This is a genomic window from Pseudomonas sp. 2hn, from assembly GCF_019646095.1.
Lineage (GTDB): Bacteria > Pseudomonadota > Gammaproteobacteria > Pseudomonadales > Pseudomonadaceae > Aquipseudomonas > Aquipseudomonas peradeniyensis.
In genome coordinates, this window is sequence record NZ_CP081016.1 from 1,519,852 (window position 1) to 1,536,294 (window position 16,443).

At 65.5% G+C, this 16,443-nt stretch carries 8 protein-coding genes and 1 pseudogene; 5 read left to right on the top strand and 4 right to left on the bottom strand.

The features are described from left to right. The first annotated feature begins 159 nt into the window (after window positions 1-159). The 4 genes and pseudogenes from K2O50_RS07105 to K2O50_RS07115 all read left to right on the top strand — a co-directional run bounded on the left by K2O50_RS07105 (window position 160) and on the right by K2O50_RS07115 (window position 3,674). Window positions 160-1,053, top strand: coding sequence for a LysR family transcriptional regulator (locus K2O50_RS07105; RefSeq protein WP_028691117.1), 894 nt, complete (start codon window positions 160-162; stop codon window positions 1,051-1,053). A 308-nt stretch (window positions 1,054-1,361) separates the two neighbouring features. Further along, window positions 1,362-1,658 (top strand): annotated as a pseudogene (locus tag K2O50_RS26870) (PAS domain-containing protein); the annotation flags it as partial. Between the two features lie 234 nt (window positions 1,659-1,892). Then, window positions 1,893-2,921, top strand: a complete 1,029-nt coding sequence (locus K2O50_RS07110; RefSeq protein WP_371263157.1) for a methyl-accepting chemotaxis protein — start codon at window positions 1,893-1,895, stop codon at window positions 2,919-2,921. A 153-nt stretch (window positions 2,922-3,074) separates the two neighbouring features. Continuing rightward, entirely contained in the window at window positions 3,075-3,674 is a 600-nt protein-coding gene (locus K2O50_RS07115) for a tRNA-uridine aminocarboxypropyltransferase (RefSeq protein WP_050706773.1), read from the top strand. Window positions 3,675-3,955: 281 nt separating this feature from the next. On the opposite strand, the gene K2O50_RS07120 is transcribed toward K2O50_RS07115, so the two are convergent. From K2O50_RS07120 to K2O50_RS07130, 3 genes are all read right to left on the bottom strand, one after another. Next, on the bottom strand, window positions 3,956-5,311 hold the full coding sequence (locus K2O50_RS07120) for an HlyD family type I secretion periplasmic adaptor subunit (RefSeq protein WP_050706772.1): 1,356 nt from the start codon (window positions 5,309-5,311) through the stop codon (window positions 3,956-3,958). A gap of 129 nt (window positions 5,312-5,440) precedes the next feature. Then, a complete protein-coding gene (locus K2O50_RS07125; RefSeq protein ID WP_156329665.1) occupies window positions 5,441-7,576 on the bottom strand; it encodes a type I secretion system permease/ATPase in 2,136 nt (711 codons plus the stop codon). A gap of 77 nt (window positions 7,577-7,653) precedes the next feature. Further along, entirely contained in the window at window positions 7,654-9,027 is a 1,374-nt protein-coding gene (locus tag K2O50_RS07130) for a TolC family outer membrane protein (RefSeq protein ID WP_050706786.1), read from the bottom strand. A gap of 488 nt (window positions 9,028-9,515) precedes the next feature. Between K2O50_RS07130 and K2O50_RS07135 the strand changes: the two genes are divergently transcribed. Beyond that, window positions 9,516-15,887, top strand: a complete 6,372-nt coding sequence (locus K2O50_RS07135; RefSeq protein ID WP_050706770.1) for a retention module-containing protein — start codon at window positions 9,516-9,518, stop codon at window positions 15,885-15,887. Window positions 15,888-16,071: 184 nt separating this feature from the next. On the opposite strand, the gene K2O50_RS07140 is transcribed toward K2O50_RS07135, so the two are convergent. Further along, the gene (locus K2O50_RS07140) at window positions 16,072-16,437 is read right to left on the bottom strand and encodes a YbaN family protein (RefSeq protein WP_050706769.1); all 366 of its coding nucleotides are present in this window, start codon (window positions 16,435-16,437) and stop codon (window positions 16,072-16,074) included. Window positions 16,438-16,443: the final 6 nt, after the last annotated feature.

The following is a 16,443-nucleotide window of genomic DNA, read 5'->3' on the forward strand; positions in this document are numbered from 1 at the left end:
CTGGTTATGCCGGCGGGCAGGGACATTTCGCCGCAGTCTGCGCAAGGTAGTGCCCGGGAAGAATCGCTACCGACAAAAACTTACTTCAGGAATTTCTGAACTATCGGTGTGCGGCCGGGTTAGACTCTGGCCATTTCCAGCCCACGGACCCGTTGCCCCATGGCCTCATCGCTGCCCGACCTGAAACTGCTGCGCATCTTCGCCAGCGTGGTGCGTCACCAGGGCTTCGCCAACGCCCAGCGCGACCTCAACCTGTCGACCTCGGCCATCAGCACCTACATGAGCCAGCTGGAAAGCGCCCTGGGCATCGTGCTCTGCCATCGTGGCCGTGGCGGTTTCAGCCTGACCAGCAAAGGCGAGCTGTTCCACCAGGAGACCTTGCGCCTGCTGGGTGAGCTGGACGGCTTCGAGCAGTACGCGGCGGCGCTCAAGGGCGAGTTGCGCGGCACTCTCAACCTGGGTGTGATCGACTCCACCGTGGGCGACCGCGCCCTGCCGCTGGCCGAAGCCATCGGCGCCTACAGCCAGGAACACCCGGCGGTGCACCTGCACCTGTCGGTGTCCAGCCCGTACGAACTGCAACTGGGCGTGCAGGACAACCGCCTGGACCTGGCCATCGGCGCGTTCTCGTCGCGCATGAGCGGCCTGGTCTACCAGCCGTTGTACCGCGAGCAGCACTGGCTGTATTGCAGCAGCCGCCATGCGCTGTTCGGCGAGCGGCGGATCCCGGAACCGGTGATTACCCAGCAGCGCATGGTCGGGCGCGGCTACTGGAGCCAGGCGGAGCTGGCCCGGCACGGTTTCAAGCACAGCGCCGCCACTGTGGAGAGCATGGAAGCGCAGCTGATTCTGATTCTCTCCGGTGCCTACATCGGCTACCTGCCCGAGCACTATGCCCAGGCCTGGGTCGACAAGGGTGATCTGCGCGTGCTGTCGCCGGCGACCTTCGGCTACCAGGCGCCGTTTTCCCTGATCATCCGCCGTGGCCGTAGCCGGGAACCCCTGATCCAGACCTTCCGTGATCTGCTCAAGAGTCAGCTCAACGTGGGTTGAGCTAGTGTCCTGTCTCGGAAATAAGCTGTTCACTTTTGGCGGCGTCTTGGGCGCCCGGCCGGCGTTGCCACTCCTCGCCATAGCCCTGCTATGACTCGTCGCGGCGCCTTGGCCGAACGCCCAAGCCACTCGCCAAAAGAGAACGTATTCCCGAGACAGGACACTAGGTCGTTTTCAGCACATTCCGTCAGGTCGGGTTAATTTCCTACAAAACTTGACCGCTGACGTGATGGCCTTCTGCTAAATATCTACTTGCTTTGATGATTTTCCCACTCATCTGGATAAGCAAGGGATCGCCAACGATGCGCATGAATTTGCCCGTCACCGAGCACGAAAGAACCTTTCCCCAAGACCAGCGGCTGATCTCCACCACCGACCTGAACAGCCGCATCACCTATTGCAACGACGCATTCGTGGCCATCAGCGGGTTCACCTACGACGAACTGGTCGGCCAGCCGCACAACCTGGTGCGTCATCCCGACATGCCGCCGGCGGTTTTCGGGCATATGTGGGACACCATCAAGCAAGGCAAACCCTGGATGGGCGTGGTCAAGAACCGCGCCAAGAACGGCGACTTCTACTGGGTCAGCGCCTACGTCACGGCGGTGTACGAGAACGGCCGCATCAGCGGCTATGAGTCGGTGCGCTCGGTGCCGACCCGGGAGCAGATCCGCCGGGCCGAGAACTTGTACGCCCGCCTGCGGGCAGGACGCTCGCCGGTGCCACTGGCGGCGCGCCTGGGGCATGGGATCGGCCATGGCTGGCCGCTGATCGGCGCGGGTCTGCTGTCGGCCGCCGCTTACCTGTGGTTGCCCCCTTATGCGGCGTTGGGCGTGCTGATGGCCAGCCTGCTGGCGGCCTGGTATGTGGTCGAGCATCGGCAGAACCAGTCGATCCGACGCACCTTGCAGGAGCACCCCAAGGCCTTCACCAGCCCGCTGGTGGCGCTGACCTACAGCGACAACCCCGGGCTGCAGGGCCAGCTCGACCTGGCGATCATCAGCGAGGAGGCGCGCCTGCAGACCGCCCTGACCCGCCTGGTGGACGCCGGTGTCGGGGTCAAGTCGCGAGCCGCGCAGTCCGCCGACCTGTCCGATGCCCAGGCGCAGATGCTCGACCGCCAGCGCAGCGAGACCGACCAGTCGGCCACCGCCATCGCGCAGATGGCGGCGACCATCCAGCAGGTCACCCACAACGTGCAGAGCACCGCCCATGCCGCCAGCGACGCCGACCAGCTGGCCCAGCAGGGCAGCGACCTGGCGCAGCAGAGCCTGCGCGCCATGGGCAGCATGAGCGAGGCGGTGAGCGACATCGGCCAGGCGGTCAATGCCCTGGCCGAGCAGACCCAGTCGATCGGCAGCGTGGTGGATGTGATCACCTCGATCGCCGAGCAGACCAACCTGCTGGCGCTCAATGCCGCCATCGAGGCGGCGCGGGCCGGCGAGCAGGGCCGGGGCTTCGCCGTGGTGGCGGACGAGGTGCGTTCGCTGGCGCAGCGCACCCGCGCCTCGACCGAGGAGATCCACCACATCATCTCCACCCTGCGCTCCGGTGCCGACCGCGCGGTGGCCAGCGCCAGCCGTGGCCAGCAGATCTCCAGCGACAGCGTGCACAGCGTCGAGGCGGTGCAGGCGGCGTTGTCGGGCATCGCCCAGGCGGTCAGCCGCATCACCGGCATGAGCCAGCAGATGGCCACGGCGTCCGAGCAGCAGAGCCATGTCGCCGAGGACATCAACCAGCAGATCGTGCGCATCGCCCATCTGTGTGACGAAAGCGCGGGGCAGGCCAGGCAGGGGGCCGAGATCAGCCAGGACCTGGAGCGCATGGCGGAGTATCTGCACAGCCTGGCGGAGCGGTTCAACCGCTGAAGCTGTAGCGGGTAACAGTGGGGGCGTGGGAGCGGGCTTGCCCCGCGATTGCAGTGCCGGCTTTGTCGCGGGGCAAGCCCGCTCCCACGAACGCCTCGCAGCCCACCGGGGATGGCAACCCTGTGGCAAACTACCCGCCCCAAGGAGCCCCCCATGCCCAGACCCCGCTGCGAGCGTTGCCAGCGCCCGCTCGCCCATTGCCTTTGCCCACTGATCCCGCACCTCGGCAGCCGCACCCGCGTGGTCGTGCTGCAGCACCCCAGCGAAACCGCCCACGCCCTGAACACCGCACGCCTGGCGACCCTTGGGCTGATCAACGCCGAGCTGCGCATCGGCGAGGTGTTCGATGACCTGGACGCACTGCTGGCCACGCCGGGCTATCGACCCGCGCTGCTGTTCCCCGGTGACGAGGCCGAGGTCCTGCAAGGCTATGGGCAAGACGCCGGTCTGCCCTTGATGCTGATCGTGCCGGATGGCACCTGGCGCAAGGCGCGCAAGATGCTGTACCTGAACCCGCTGCTGGAGGGGCTGCCACGAGTGACGCTCGGCCATGTCCAGCCCTCGCGCTATCGGCTGCGCAAGGCACCGGAGCCGGGGGCCTTGTCGACGCTCGAGGCGGTGGTGCAGGCGTTGAATGTGCTGGAGGCTCCGGTAGTGTTCGATGAGTTACTGCGCCCGTTCGAGGCGCTGATCGAAGGGCAGATCGAGGCCATGGGAGCGCAGACATATCAACGCAATCATGGGCAGGCTTGAATCGGAGCCCGCCCCTTCAAGGCGTGATAGTAGGTGCCCGGCTTGGCGTTGCCGGGGCTGCTTTGCAGCCCTTTCGCGGCACAAGGCCGCTCCTACTGGGCACGCGTTCTCCTGTAGGAGCGGCCTTTGTGCCGCGAAAGGGTCGCAAAGCGACCCTGGCAATCTTGAATTGGAGCGGCCCTTTCAAGGGGGGAGCCTGATCGCGTAACAAACCCACCATGCGACGGGCTCATGATCCGTGGGAACGGGCTTGCCCCGCGATTGGGCCGACATGCTGGCAATCACCGCTCGCGCAACGCCTCCGTCCGCGCCTTCAGTACCGGCTTCAACAGATAATCCAGCACGCTCTTCTGCCCGGTGATGATATCCACCGTGGCCACCATCCCCGGAATGATCAGCAGCGGCTTGTTGTCCCCACCCAGGTGGTTCTTGTCCGTGCGCACCTGGATCAGGTAGAAGGCATTGCCCTTGTCGTCGGTGACGGTATCCGCGCCGATCAGCTCCAGCTTGGCCTTCAAACCACCGTAGATGGTGTAGTCGTAGGCGCTGAACTTGACCATCGCGGTCTGCCCCGGGTGCAGGAATGCCACGTCCTGGGGTCTTACCTTGGCCTCGATCAGCAGGTTGTCCTCGATCGGCACGATCTCCACCAGGTCGCTGCCGGGCTGGACCACGCCGCCGATGGTGTTGACCTTGAGCAGCTTGACGATGCCGCGCACCGGCGACACCACGGTGGTGCGGTTGACCCGGTCGTCGATGGCGATGCTGGTGGCGGTGATCTTCGACAGCTCCGTGCGCTTGTCGTTGAGCTCCTTGGCGGCGTCGGAGCGGAAGCTGGCGTCGGATTCCTGGATCTTGCTGCGGATTTCGGCGATCGCCGCCTCGGCGCGGGGGATCGCCAGGTTGGTGGCATTGAGCTGGCCGCGCGCCTCCACGCTGCGCTGCTTCAGGCGCAGGATCTCGACGGGGGAGATGGCGCCCTTGCCCACCAGCGGCGAGGACATGTCCAGTTCCTGCTGCAAAAGGCCCACGGCCGAACGGTACTGGTCGGCCTTGGAGCGGAACTCGGCCAGTTCCTGGGTCTTCTGCCGCAGTTGTTCGTTGAGGGTCTGCTTTTCGCTGGCCAGGCGCCGCTGGCGTGACTGGTACAAGGCGATTTCGTCCTCGGCCACCTGCGGTGCCTTGCCGCGCACCTCGTCGGACGGCACGAAGGGGCGGCCGTCGGACTCGGCCGACAGGCGTTCGACCTGGGCGGTCAGCGCATAGCGATCAGCCTCGCTCTCGCCCTTGTTCGACTTGAAGCGGGTGTCGTCCAGGCGCAGCAGGGTCGCGCCCTTGTCGACCATCTGCCCTTCGCGCACGAAGATCTCGGTGACAATGCCGCCCTCGAGGTTCTGCACCACCTGCACCTTGCTCGACGGAATGGCCTTGCCCTCGCCGACGGTGACCTCGTCGAGCACCGCGAAGTTGGCCCAGACCAGGGCCACCAGCAGCAGGATCGCCGCCAGCCACACGATCAGGCGCGACAGGCTGGGGGACTCCTGCAAGGTGGCGCCGGCCAGTTCCGGCATGTAGTCGCGTTCGGCGCGTTTGTCGGCGCCCTGGAGGTAGCTGCGCACGCTGTGGCTGAGGGGCATGTTCTACCTCCGATGCTGGGTTCGACGCGGATCCTGTGGGAGCGGGTTTACCCGCGAATGCTGCAGTGGCTTTACCGACGCTTTCGCGGGTAAACCCGCTCCCACAGAGACCACGTCGTCTTTGAAGTCCTACAGCGCCGCGCCGATACGGCCTTTGCGCAGCGCATCGATGACCGCGTCCTTCGGCCCGTCGGCGACGATCTTGCCGTTGTCCAGCACCAGCAGCCGATCCACCAGGCTGAGCATCGAGGTGCGGTGGGTGACCAGCAGCAGGGTCTTGCCCGGCACCCAGTCCAGCAGGCGCTGACGCAGTTGCTCCTCGCTGCTGTTGTCCATGTGGCTGGTGGGTTCGTCGAGGATCAGGATCGGCGGTTCCAGCAGCAGGGCCCTGGCCAGCAGCACGGCCTGGCGCTGGCCGCCGGACAGCAGTTGGCCGCGCTCGCCTACTGGGCGGTCAAAGCCCTGCGGGTGCTGGCGGGCCAGTTCGCTGACCCCGGTCAGTTCGGCCACCTCGAGCATGCGCGCATCACTGACATGGCGGGCGCCGAGGGTGAGGTTGTCGCGCAGGCTGCCGGCCAGCAGGGGCAGGTCGTGGGCCACGTAGCCGAGCTGGCTGCGCAGGTCGGCGATGTCCAGCTGGCGCAGGTCGAGGTTGTCCAGCAACACCTGGCCTTCGTCGGGGTGATGGAAGCCCATCAGCAGGCGAGCGAGGGTGCTCTTGCCCGAGCCGCTGCGGCCGATGATGCCGATGCGCTCGCCCGGCTTGAGCGTGGCGCTGACATCGTTGAGCGCCGGGGCTGTCTGCCCGGCATAGCGGAAGGTGGCGTGGTTGATGCTGATTCCACCCAGCAGCGCGGTGTGCTCCAGGGCCTGGTGCTCGGCCTCGCGTTCCTGGGGCAGGCTCATCAGCGCATCGGTGCTGCGCATGGTCAGCTGCGCCTGCTGGTAGCGGGTGATCAGCCCGGCGATCTGGCCCAGCGGCGCGAGGACCCGGCTGCCGAGCATGTAGCTGGCCACCAGCGCGCCGACGCTGAGGTTGCCGGCGATGATGCTGTACACCCCGGCGACGATGGTGGCCATGCCGCAGAACTGCTGGATGAACAGCGTGCCGTTGCTGGCCAGCGAAGACAGGTTGCGGGCATGGGCGTCGAGGCGGGCGATGGCGCCGTTGGTGTGTTCCCACTGGTACTGGCGCTCGCTTTCGGCGCCGCAGGCCTTGAGGGTTTCCAGGCCGCCGAGGGTCTCGATCAGCAGCGCCTGGCGCACCGCGCCGAGGCTCAGGCTCTTCTGCACCGTGTCACGCAGGCGTACCTGGATGAACAGCGCCAGGCCCACGGCCAGCGGGAAGGCGATCAGCGGGATCACCACCAGCCAGCCGCCGAGCAGGCCGATCACCAGCAGCATCAGCGCCACGAACGGCAGGTCGATGATGCTGGTCAGGGTGACCGCGGTGAGGAATTCACGCAGTCCCTGGAAGTCATGGATGCTCTGGGCGAAGCCGCCGATGGTGGCGGGTCGCGCCTTCATGCTCATGCCAGTGATGCGTTCGAACAGGGTGGCCGAGAGAATCAGGTCGGTCTTCTTGCCGGCCTGGTCCAGCAGGTGCGCACGAACCATGCGCAGCACCAGCTCGAAGGCGGTGCCGATGAACAGGCCGGCCACCAGCACCCACAAGGTGGACAGCGCCTGGTTGGGCACCACGCGGTCGTAGGTCTGCATGACGAACAGCGGCACCATCAACCCCAGCAGGTTGATCAGCAGGCTGGCCAGCAGGGCATCGCCATACAGCCAGCGGGAGTGGCGCAGGGTATCGCGGAACCAGGCATTGACCCGTGGGATCAGCGGGGCGCGCACCTCTTCCAGGGTATGGCGAGGACGGGCGAACAGGACCTGGCCGCTGTAGGCCTCGGTCAGGGCATCGCGTTCGACCCACTGCTCGCCGCCTTCGGCTTCGCACGGCAGCAGCAGGGCCCGGCCGTTTTCCCCCCAGCGCTGCAGCACGGCGCTACGGCCGTTGTTGAGGATCAGCAGAACCGGCAGGTTGAGTGCCGAGATGGCGTCCAGTTCACGCTGCAGCACCCGCGCCTGCAACCCCGCCCGCGCGGCGGCGCGGGGCAGCAGGCCCAGGGGCAGGCGTTGCTCGGCCAGCGGCAGGCCGCTGCACAGGCTGGCGCGGCTGGCAGGGCAGCCGTGCAGCTTGCACAGGATCAGCAGGCCATCGAGCAACGGATCATCAACATCCAGGCGCGGTTGCGCGCTTTGCATACTGGTCACGATGGCCTACTCCTGCCGCGGTGGACGGGAAATGGGCGCTGGCGAAAAGTCCCTTGTCTCGTCAGAACCTAACGCATGTCGGGCAGTTTCGCCTCGTTGCGTACTTCGGTCTTGGCGATGGCCTCGGGCGGCAGCGAGATGTGCTGCTTGCTCAGCAACTCACCCATGGTCGCCAGGACCCGGTACATGGAGAACTCTTCGGTGTAGCGCACTTCGGTGTAGCGCCGGTTGGCGTTGTACAGCTCGTTCTCGCTGTCGAGCACGTCGAGCAGGGTGCGCTGGCCCAGGCCGAACTGGTCCTGGTAGGCGGCGCGCACGCGCTGGGTGGTTTCGGCGTACTCGCGGGCGCTCGGGGTCTGCTTGCGGGCGTTGTTCATCGCGTTCCAGGCCAGGCTGAGGTTTTCGTTCAGCTCGCGCAGGGCGTTGTTACGGATGTCCATCGCCTGGTTGATCTTGTGCGCGTCGGACTGCAGGCGGGCCTTGTCGCTGCCGCCGCGGAACAGGTTGTAGCTGAGCTCGACGCCGGCCTGCCAGTCGTTGTTGTCGTGGCCCTTCTGGCCGCCGATGTTGTTGTTGGCGCCGGTGGCCAGCACCGCGTCCAGGCGCGGGTAGAAGGGCGACTTGGCCACTTCGTACTGCTGCTCGGCGGAGCGCACGTCAGCCTGGGCCGACTTCAGGTAGGGGTTGTTCTCCAGCATGCCCTGGCGGGCATTGAGCAAGTCAGCCGGTACTTCACCCTTGATCGTGACCGGTGTTTCCAGCTCGTCCGGCATGCGCCCGACTACGCTGTAGAAGTTGGCCTCGGCGTCGGCCAGGTCGACCTCGGCGGTGTCCAGGTTGTTCTCGGCCAGGGCGCGACGGGCGCGGGACTGGTCGAGGTCGGCGGTGCTGCCCACGCCACGCTCGCTGCGCAGGCCGATCTGGTCGTTGACCCGCAGGTGGGCCTGCAGGTTGTTCTTGGCCAGGGTCACCAGTTCGCGGCGCTTGAGTACCTCGAGGTAGACCTCGATGGCGCGCAGGGCGATGCTTTCGGCGGTTGCCTGGGTGTAGTAGGCGCGCGAGGTGGCCACCGCTTCGGTGCGGGCGACCTCGTTGGAGGTGTTGAAGCCGTCGAACAGCATCTGCCGCAGACGCAGTTCGGACTGGGTGTAGTTGAGGGTTTCCTTGTTGTGGTTACGCGTGCCGTCGGGGTTGAAGCCGCGGGTGTTGGTGTTGTCCGAGCGTTGCCGGCCGTAGCCGGCGACCAGATCGACGGTTGGGTAGTACCCCCCGCGGGCGAACTTCACATCCTCGTCGGCCGACAGCCTGCTGTTGCGGCTGGCGCTGATCTCGGGATGCTGGTCCACGGCGTTCTGGACAGCCTCGGTGATCGACATCGCCTGACTGTTGGCACACGCCATGGCCAACAAAATCGCACTGGTGATGGGGGTTAAAGCGCGCATGGGGTACATCTCCCTGGTCTTGAATAATGTCCTGCTAATCGCCAAAAAAATGACGAAAAATTAGAATCAAACCGTTTCAGGTTTGTAACAACAGAGCTAAGAACATTTACCGGGCGAGCTAAGAAGATTTTTTCATAAGATATATGCGAAAAAAAACTTATGCGGTCTAAAGAATCCGGGACATTGTTTCATTCAGGCGGTTACGGGAATTGGCTGGGACAGGCGATTTTCGGGCCTTGGTGAAAGTTCCAGATTTTTTGCAGCTAAGGAGACAGGGGAGGAAGGCGAAAGCGGAATTTGGCGACAGAAAAATGGCACTCAATAATGGCCATTCGCCCTTCTCGCTATCGCGGCAGTCGTCACAAGGAGCGTGGTTTCTCACGAACGTGACAGCAACGATCCACCAGCCATGGCATTCGGAACGTTGCGCACATTACCCGGCACGCCTTGATCTGCGAAAAGCCCATCGGCAGGGGAGGCGTACGCTCATGGCTAAATTAGTCGGTGTAGTCGGCAAGGTGATCGGCCAGGTATTCGCGGTGGGCGACGATGGTCATCGCCGCCTGTTGGTGGAGGGCGACCGGTTGTTCGCCGGCGAACAGCTCGAGACCGGCAGCGAGGGCGCCGTGGCGGTGCGGCTGCAAAATGGCGCGCAGCTGACCCTGGGCCGCGACAGCAGCCTGGAGATGACCACCGACCTGCTGGCCAATCGCGCGCCCCATGTGCAGGCGCCGGACGCGCAGCCCAGCGACGCCCAGCTCAGCGATGTCGAGCAACTGCAAAAAGCCATTGCCGCAGGCGCCGACCCCACCCAGGAGGCCGAGGCGACGGCGGCGGGCGGCAACCCGTCGGGTGTGTCGGGGGCGCTCGGCGGGGGGCACAGTTTCGTGATACTGACCGAGGTGGGCGCCCGGGTGGATCCCACCATCGGCTTCCCCACCGCGGGATTCAATGGTTTCCCCCTGCTGGCCAATCTCGAACTCGGCGGTCTTGACGGCAACGATGACGGGCCGGTGTTGGCCAGTGCACCCGTGATCGACAATCCGGTCAGCCTCGATGGCCTGGATATCAGCCCCGCCGAATTGACCCTGGACGAGGCCAACCTGCCCCAGGGGTCGGCCAGCAACCCGGCGGCCCTGACTCAGTCAGGCAGCTTCACGGTGGTGGCCGCCGACGGCGTGTTCAACCTCAGTGTCGGCGGCATCAATGTGGTCACGGCGGGCGTGGTCACCGGCGTCGGGCAGTCCATCGTCACCGGGCTCGGCAATGTGCTGACCATCACCGGCTACAACCCGGCCACCGGCGTGGTGAGCTACAGCTACACCCTGACCGGCGCCGAGCACCACCCGGACGGCGCGGGCAGCAATACCCTGGGCGAGCAGTTCCCGGTGCTGGTCAGCGACACGGATGGCGACGTCGCCAGTGGCACGCTCGACGTGATCATCCGTGACGATGTGCCTCGGGCGGTGAACGACACCAATGCGACCGCTGCCACCGAGCAGCATGTGGAACTCAGCGGCAATGTGCTGAGCAACGATATCCAGGGGGCGGACCGCATCCCCAGCGGTCCAGTGGTGGCCGGCACCTTCGTCGGCACCTACGGCACCCTGGTCCTGGCGGCGGACGGTTCCTACACCTACACCCTCAACACCAACGACCCGGACTTCAAGAGCCTGCACGGCGGTGGCAATGGGGTGGAGACCTTCACCTACACCCTGAAGGACGCCGACGGCGATACCAGCACCGCGACCCTGACCCTCAACATCAGCAACCTCGACGATCCGGTGACCTTGGGCGGTCTGAACGTGAACGGTGGCGAACTGACTGTCTACGAGAAGAACCTGGCCGACGGCAGCGCGCCGAACCCAAGTGCACTGACCCAGAGCGGCACCTTCACGGTCAGCGCACCGGATGGCCTGCAATCCTTGAGCGTCGGCGGCATCAGCGTGGTCAGCGGCGGCGTGGCGGCTAGCTTCCCGCAGTCGATGACCACGGCCCTGGGCAATACCCTGACCATCACCGGCTACAACCCGGCCACGGGCGTGATCAGCTACAGCTACACCTTGCTGGACAATGAGAGCCACGCCAACGGCGACGGCGCCAACAGCCTGTCCGAGCACTTTACCGTCACGGCCACGGACACCGACGGCAGCACGGCCAACGGCTCGCTGGACGTGAATATCGTCGATGACCTGCCCAAGGCCAATCCCGATTCGGCCAGTGTCGTCGAAGGCGGCACGGTCAGTGGCAACGTGCTCGACAACGACACCTCCGGTGCGGACGTGCGCGCCGATGGCAAGTACGTGGTCGGCGTGCGGGCCGGCGCCGATACCTCGACCTCGGCCAGCGGCCAGCTGGGCACCCAGGTCCAGGGCCAGTACGGCTACCTGACCCTGGATGCCCAGGGCAACGCCACCTATCACGCCAACCCCAACGCCGTGGCACCTGCCGGGGCCACGGACGTGTTCGTCTACACCGTGCGTGACAGTGACGGTGACGAAAGCACCACCACCATCACCATCGACGTGCGCGATTGCTCGCTGATCGCCGGTGCCGACAGCGAGGTCACGGTCTACGAGAAAGCCCTCGACCTGACCAAGGATGGCAACGACCTGGCCCCAGGGAATGTGGACGGCAGCCAGCCAGGCTCGACTGGCGAGACGGCCAGCGGCTCGCTGGCCGGTTCGGTCAGTGGCGGAACCGGGGCGCTGACCTTCACCCTGGTCGGCAATGCCACCGGCCAGTACGGCCAGATCCAGCTGAATGCCGATGGCTCCTACACCTACACCCTGACCTCGGCGCCGAATTCGCCGAATCACGTCAACGACGGCCCGAACGTGCTGACGGAAACCTTCACCTACCAGGTGAAGGATTCGCTCGGCAATTCGACCACCAGCACCATCGTGATCAGCATCGTCGACGACGTGCCCAAGGCTCACAGCGACTTCGCCAATGTCTACGAAGGTGGCACCGTCAGCGGCAATGTGCTGGTCAACGATGTGATCGGCGCGGACGTGCCGGCCGATGGCAAGTATGTGGTCGGCGTGCGCGCAGGCAGCGACACGTCGACCTCGGCCATCGGCCAGCTGGGCAGCAATGTGGTTGGGCAGTACGGCTACCTGACCCTCGATGCCCAGGGCAACGCCACCTACCACGCCAACCCTGACAGCGTGGCGCCGGCCGGTGCCACGGATGTGTTCGTCTACACCATCCGCGATGCCGATGGCGACGAGAGCACCACCACCATCACCATCGACGTGCACGATATCTCGCTGGTCGCCTGCCCCGACGACACGGCCAAGGTTTACGAGAAAGCCCTGGACCTGACCAAGGATGGCAACGACCTGGCCGCTGGCACCGTCACCGGCAGTGACCCGCACGCCACCACGGAAACCACCAGCGGCTCGCTGGCCGGTTCGGTCAGTGGCGGCATCGGTGCCCTGACCTTCACCCTGGTGGGCAATGCCGCCGGGCAGTATGGCCAGATCCAGCTGAACAGCGATGGCACCTATACCTACACCCTGACTTCGGCGCCGAACTCGCCCAACCACGCCAACGATGGCCCGAATGTGGTCACCGAGAGCTTCACTTATCAGGTGAAGGATTCGCTCGGCAACACCACCACCAGCACCATCGTGGTCAGCATCGTCGACGACGTGCCCAAGGCCCATTGCGATGTGGCTTCGGTCAAGGAGGGCGCCAGTGTCAGCGGCAACGTGCTGGACAACGACGTGGTCGGCGCCGATGTGCGTACCGACGGACAATACGTGGTCGGCGTGCGAGCAGGCTCTGACACCTCGACGTCAGCCATCGGCCATGTCGGCGACAGCATCGTCGGTCAGTACGGCTACCTGACCCTGGACAGCCAAGGCAACGCCACCTACCACGCCAACCCCGACAGCGTGCCGCCCGCCGGGGCGACCGACAGTTTCGTCTACACCATCCGCGACGCCGATGGCGACGAGAGCACCACGACCATTCGCATCAATGTCCAGGACAGCAAGCTGGTGGCGTGCGAGGACAACGACGTCACCGTCTACGAAAAAGCCCTGGACCTGCACAAGGATGGCAACGACCTGGCCGCCGGCAGCGTGACCGGCAGCGACCCGGGTTCCACCGGCGAGACCGCCTCCGGCAGCCTGGTCGGCTCGGTGCATGGCGGCGTCGGCGCACTGACCTACAGCCTGGTCGGCAATGCCGTGGGTCAGTACGGCCAGATCCAGCTCAACGGTGACGGCTCCTACACCTACACCCTGACCTCGGCGCCGAAGACCCCGGGTGGCGCCAACGACGGGGCCAACACCGTCAATGAGTACTTCACCTACAAGGCCACCGACGCCCTGGGCAACAGCGTCACCAGCACCATCGCCATCAACATCGTCGACGATGTGCCGACGGTGCAATGCGCGGTGCGCAGCATCACGCCCGGCCAGGTGGACTCCAACATCCTGCTGGTGGTGGACGTTTCCAGCAGCATGGCCGCAAGCTCCGGCGTGCCGGGCTTGACCCGCCTGGAGCTGGCCAAGCAGGCCATCAGCGCCTTGCTCGACAAGTACGACGAGATGGGCGACATCAAGGTGCAGATCGTCACCTTCGGCACCGGCGCCGAGATGAAGACGCCGGTGTGGGTCTCGATCAGCGAAGCCAAGAGCCTGATCGCCGGGCTCACTCCCGGCGGCTCGACCTACTACGACTCGGCGGCCACCAAGGCCCAGGAAGCCTTTGCCACCACCGGCAAACTGGTGGGTGCGCAGAACATCAGCTACTTCTTCTCCGACGGCGAGCCCACCAACGGCCACGCCATGACGGCGCCGCGCGAGGCTGCCTGGGAAAACTTCCTCGACAACAATGGCATCAAGTCCTACGCCATCGGCATGGGCAGCGGCGTCAACGAGGGCAACCTCGACCCGCTGGCCTACGACGGCAGCAGCCATACCGACACCAACTCGGTGGTGGTCACCGACCTCAGCCAGCTGAGTGCGGTGCTCTCCGGCACGGTGCAGGGCGCGCCGATCACCGGCAGCCTGATGAGCGGCGGCGACTTCGGTGCCGACGGCGGCTTCATCAAGGCGCTGCTGGTGGACGGCACCACCTACACCTACGATCCGAAGGCCAATGGTGGGCAGGGCGGTTATGCGGTCAGTGGCGGGGTGGACAAGGCCACGTTCGACACCGTCAGCAACAGCCTGAACATCAAGACCGGCCTGGGCGGCACCCTGGTGGTGAACATGGACAACGGCGAGTTCACCTACACGCCGCCGAAGGACAACGGCAGCGGCCAGGTGGAGAAGTTCGGCTTCATCGCCAGCGACAACGACGGCGACACCCGCAGCGCCAGCCTGACGGTGAACATCAACAGCAACGGCGGGCCGGTCGCTGGCGCCGACCACATCATCACCAACATCAAGGGCGCCACCCTGAGCGTGCCGGCAGAGGCCTTGCTGGCCAATGACAGCGACCCGGACCACGACACCCTGAGCGCCGCGCCGACTACCTTCAATACCAACTTCGCCGACAAGGGCGCGGGCTTCACGGCGGGCACGCAGGCGCAGACCATCACCTTCAACGCCACCGCCAACAAGGCCGAGAACCAGTTGCGCGACCTGGCCCGCAGCGAGTTCACCAGCCTCAACGGCAGCATGACCGCCGCTCTGGTGGTGGCCGGTTACCTGGGCTCGATCAGCAGTGCCAACGCCAACGACGAGGACACCCTGACGGTCACCCTGCGCAAGGGCGAGACCCTGACCCTCGACCATGACCGGCCTGCCGGCAACCTGCTGATGGAGTGGAAGGATGCCAGCGGCAGCTACCAGACCATCGCCGATGGCGGCAGCTTCACCGCCACCCATGACGGCGTGTACAGCATCCACGTGATCAACACCGAGAACGCCTCGGGCAACAGCAAGGCCGCCGAGAACTACAAGCTGAGCCTGGTGGTGGACTACAGCAACGCCAGCAATGACGACTACCACGGCAGCTACAGCGTCAGCGACAACCATGGTGGCACGGCAACCGGCGCGGTGGACATCACCTATCAGGCCGGCAATACCCTCACCGGTACTTCAGGGGACGATGTGCTGCTGGCCGGAACGGGCGACACCACCCTGCACGGCGGCGCCGGCAACGATGTGCTGGTGGCCGGCGCAGGCAACGACAGCCTGTATGGCGGCGATGGCGATGACCTGCTGATCGGTGGGCCGGGCAATGATCTGCTCGACGGCGGCCCCGGCAACGACACCGCCAGCTATGCCAGGGCAACCAGTGGCGTGACTGTCGACCTGGGCCATGTCGGCCAGCAGAACACCGTCGGCGCGGGGCTGGATACCCTCAACGGCATCGAGAACCTGATCGGTTCGGACTACAACGACACCCTGACCGGCAACGACGGCGACAACCTGCTCAACGGCGGCGCGGGCAACGATGTGCTCAGGGGCGGCGCCGGCAACGACATCCTGATCGGCGGGCGCGGCGATGACACCCTCACCGGTGGCAGCGGCAACGACACCTTCGTCTGGCTGAAGGGCGACACCGGGCACGACACCGTGACCGACTTCACCCCGGGCAGCGATCGGCTGGATCTGTCGCAACTGCTGCAGGGGGAGAACGCCACCAGCGCATCGCTGGATGATTACCTGCACTTCAAGGTCAGTGGCAGCGGCGTCAACGTGGTGTCGACCATCGAAGTCAGCAGCGTCGCCGGCGCGGCGCCGACCCAGACCATCGACCTGGCCGGGATAGACCTGGCACAACACTACGGGGTCGCGGCCGGGGCGGGCGGGGTGATCGCGGCAGGGCATGACACCGCGACCATCATCACCGGCATGCTCAATGACCATTCGTTGAAGGTGGATACGGTGTAAGCGGCGGGGAGATGAACCGAGGCGTGCTGTTACGCATTCCCCTGTAGGAGCGGCCTTGTGTCGCGAAAGGGCCGCAAAGCGGCCCCGGCGATCTTTGCATCAATGCTGAAATCCTGGGGCCGCTTCGCGCCCCTTTCGCGACACAAGGCCGCTCCTACAGGGGGATTGTGCTTGGCCATCCGGCTCAATTCGGTCGCTGCAGGGTCTTCTGCCTGAGGATCCAGGCACTGACCAGCACCGCGCTGGTCAGCATGAACACCCGTGCCCAGAACAACGGCACCAGGTAGCAGGACAGCCCGATGCTGGCCCACATCAATCCGATCGCATAGACCTTGCCCCGCAGGGGGATCCCCTCGCCGCTGAGGTAGTCGCGGATCCACGGCCCGAGTTTCGGATGATTCACCAGCCAATGGTGAAAGCGCGGCGAGCTGCGGGCGAAGCAGGCCGCCGCCAAGAGCAAGAACGGGGTGGTGGGCAGCACCGGCAGGAAGATCCCCGCCACCCCGAGCGCGACACTGAGCCAGCCGGCGGCCAGCAGCAGGTAGCGCACCACGTC

Coding starts and splice junctions, on each gene's coding strand:
- K2O50_RS07105 (WP_028691117.1), top strand. CDS start 160: ATGGCCTCATCGCTGCCCGACCTGAAACTGCTGCGCATCTTCGCCAGC.
- K2O50_RS07110 (WP_371263157.1), top strand. CDS start 1,893: ATGGCCAGCCTGCTGGCGGCCTGGTATGTGGTCGAGCATCGGCAGAAC.
- K2O50_RS07115 (WP_050706773.1), top strand. CDS start 3,075: ATGCCCAGACCCCGCTGCGAGCGTTGCCAGCGCCCGCTCGCCCATTGC.
- K2O50_RS07120 (WP_050706772.1), bottom strand. CDS start 5,311: ATGCCCCTCAGCCACAGCGTGCGCAGCTACCTCCAGGGCGCCGACAAA.
- K2O50_RS07125 (WP_156329665.1), bottom strand. CDS start 7,576: ATGCAAAGCGCGCAACCGCGCCTGGATGTTGATGATCCGTTGCTCGAT.
- K2O50_RS07130 (WP_050706786.1), bottom strand. CDS start 9,027: ATGCGCGCTTTAACCCCCATCACCAGTGCGATTTTGTTGGCCATGGCG.
- K2O50_RS07135 (WP_050706770.1), top strand. CDS start 9,516: ATGGCTAAATTAGTCGGTGTAGTCGGCAAGGTGATCGGCCAGGTATTC.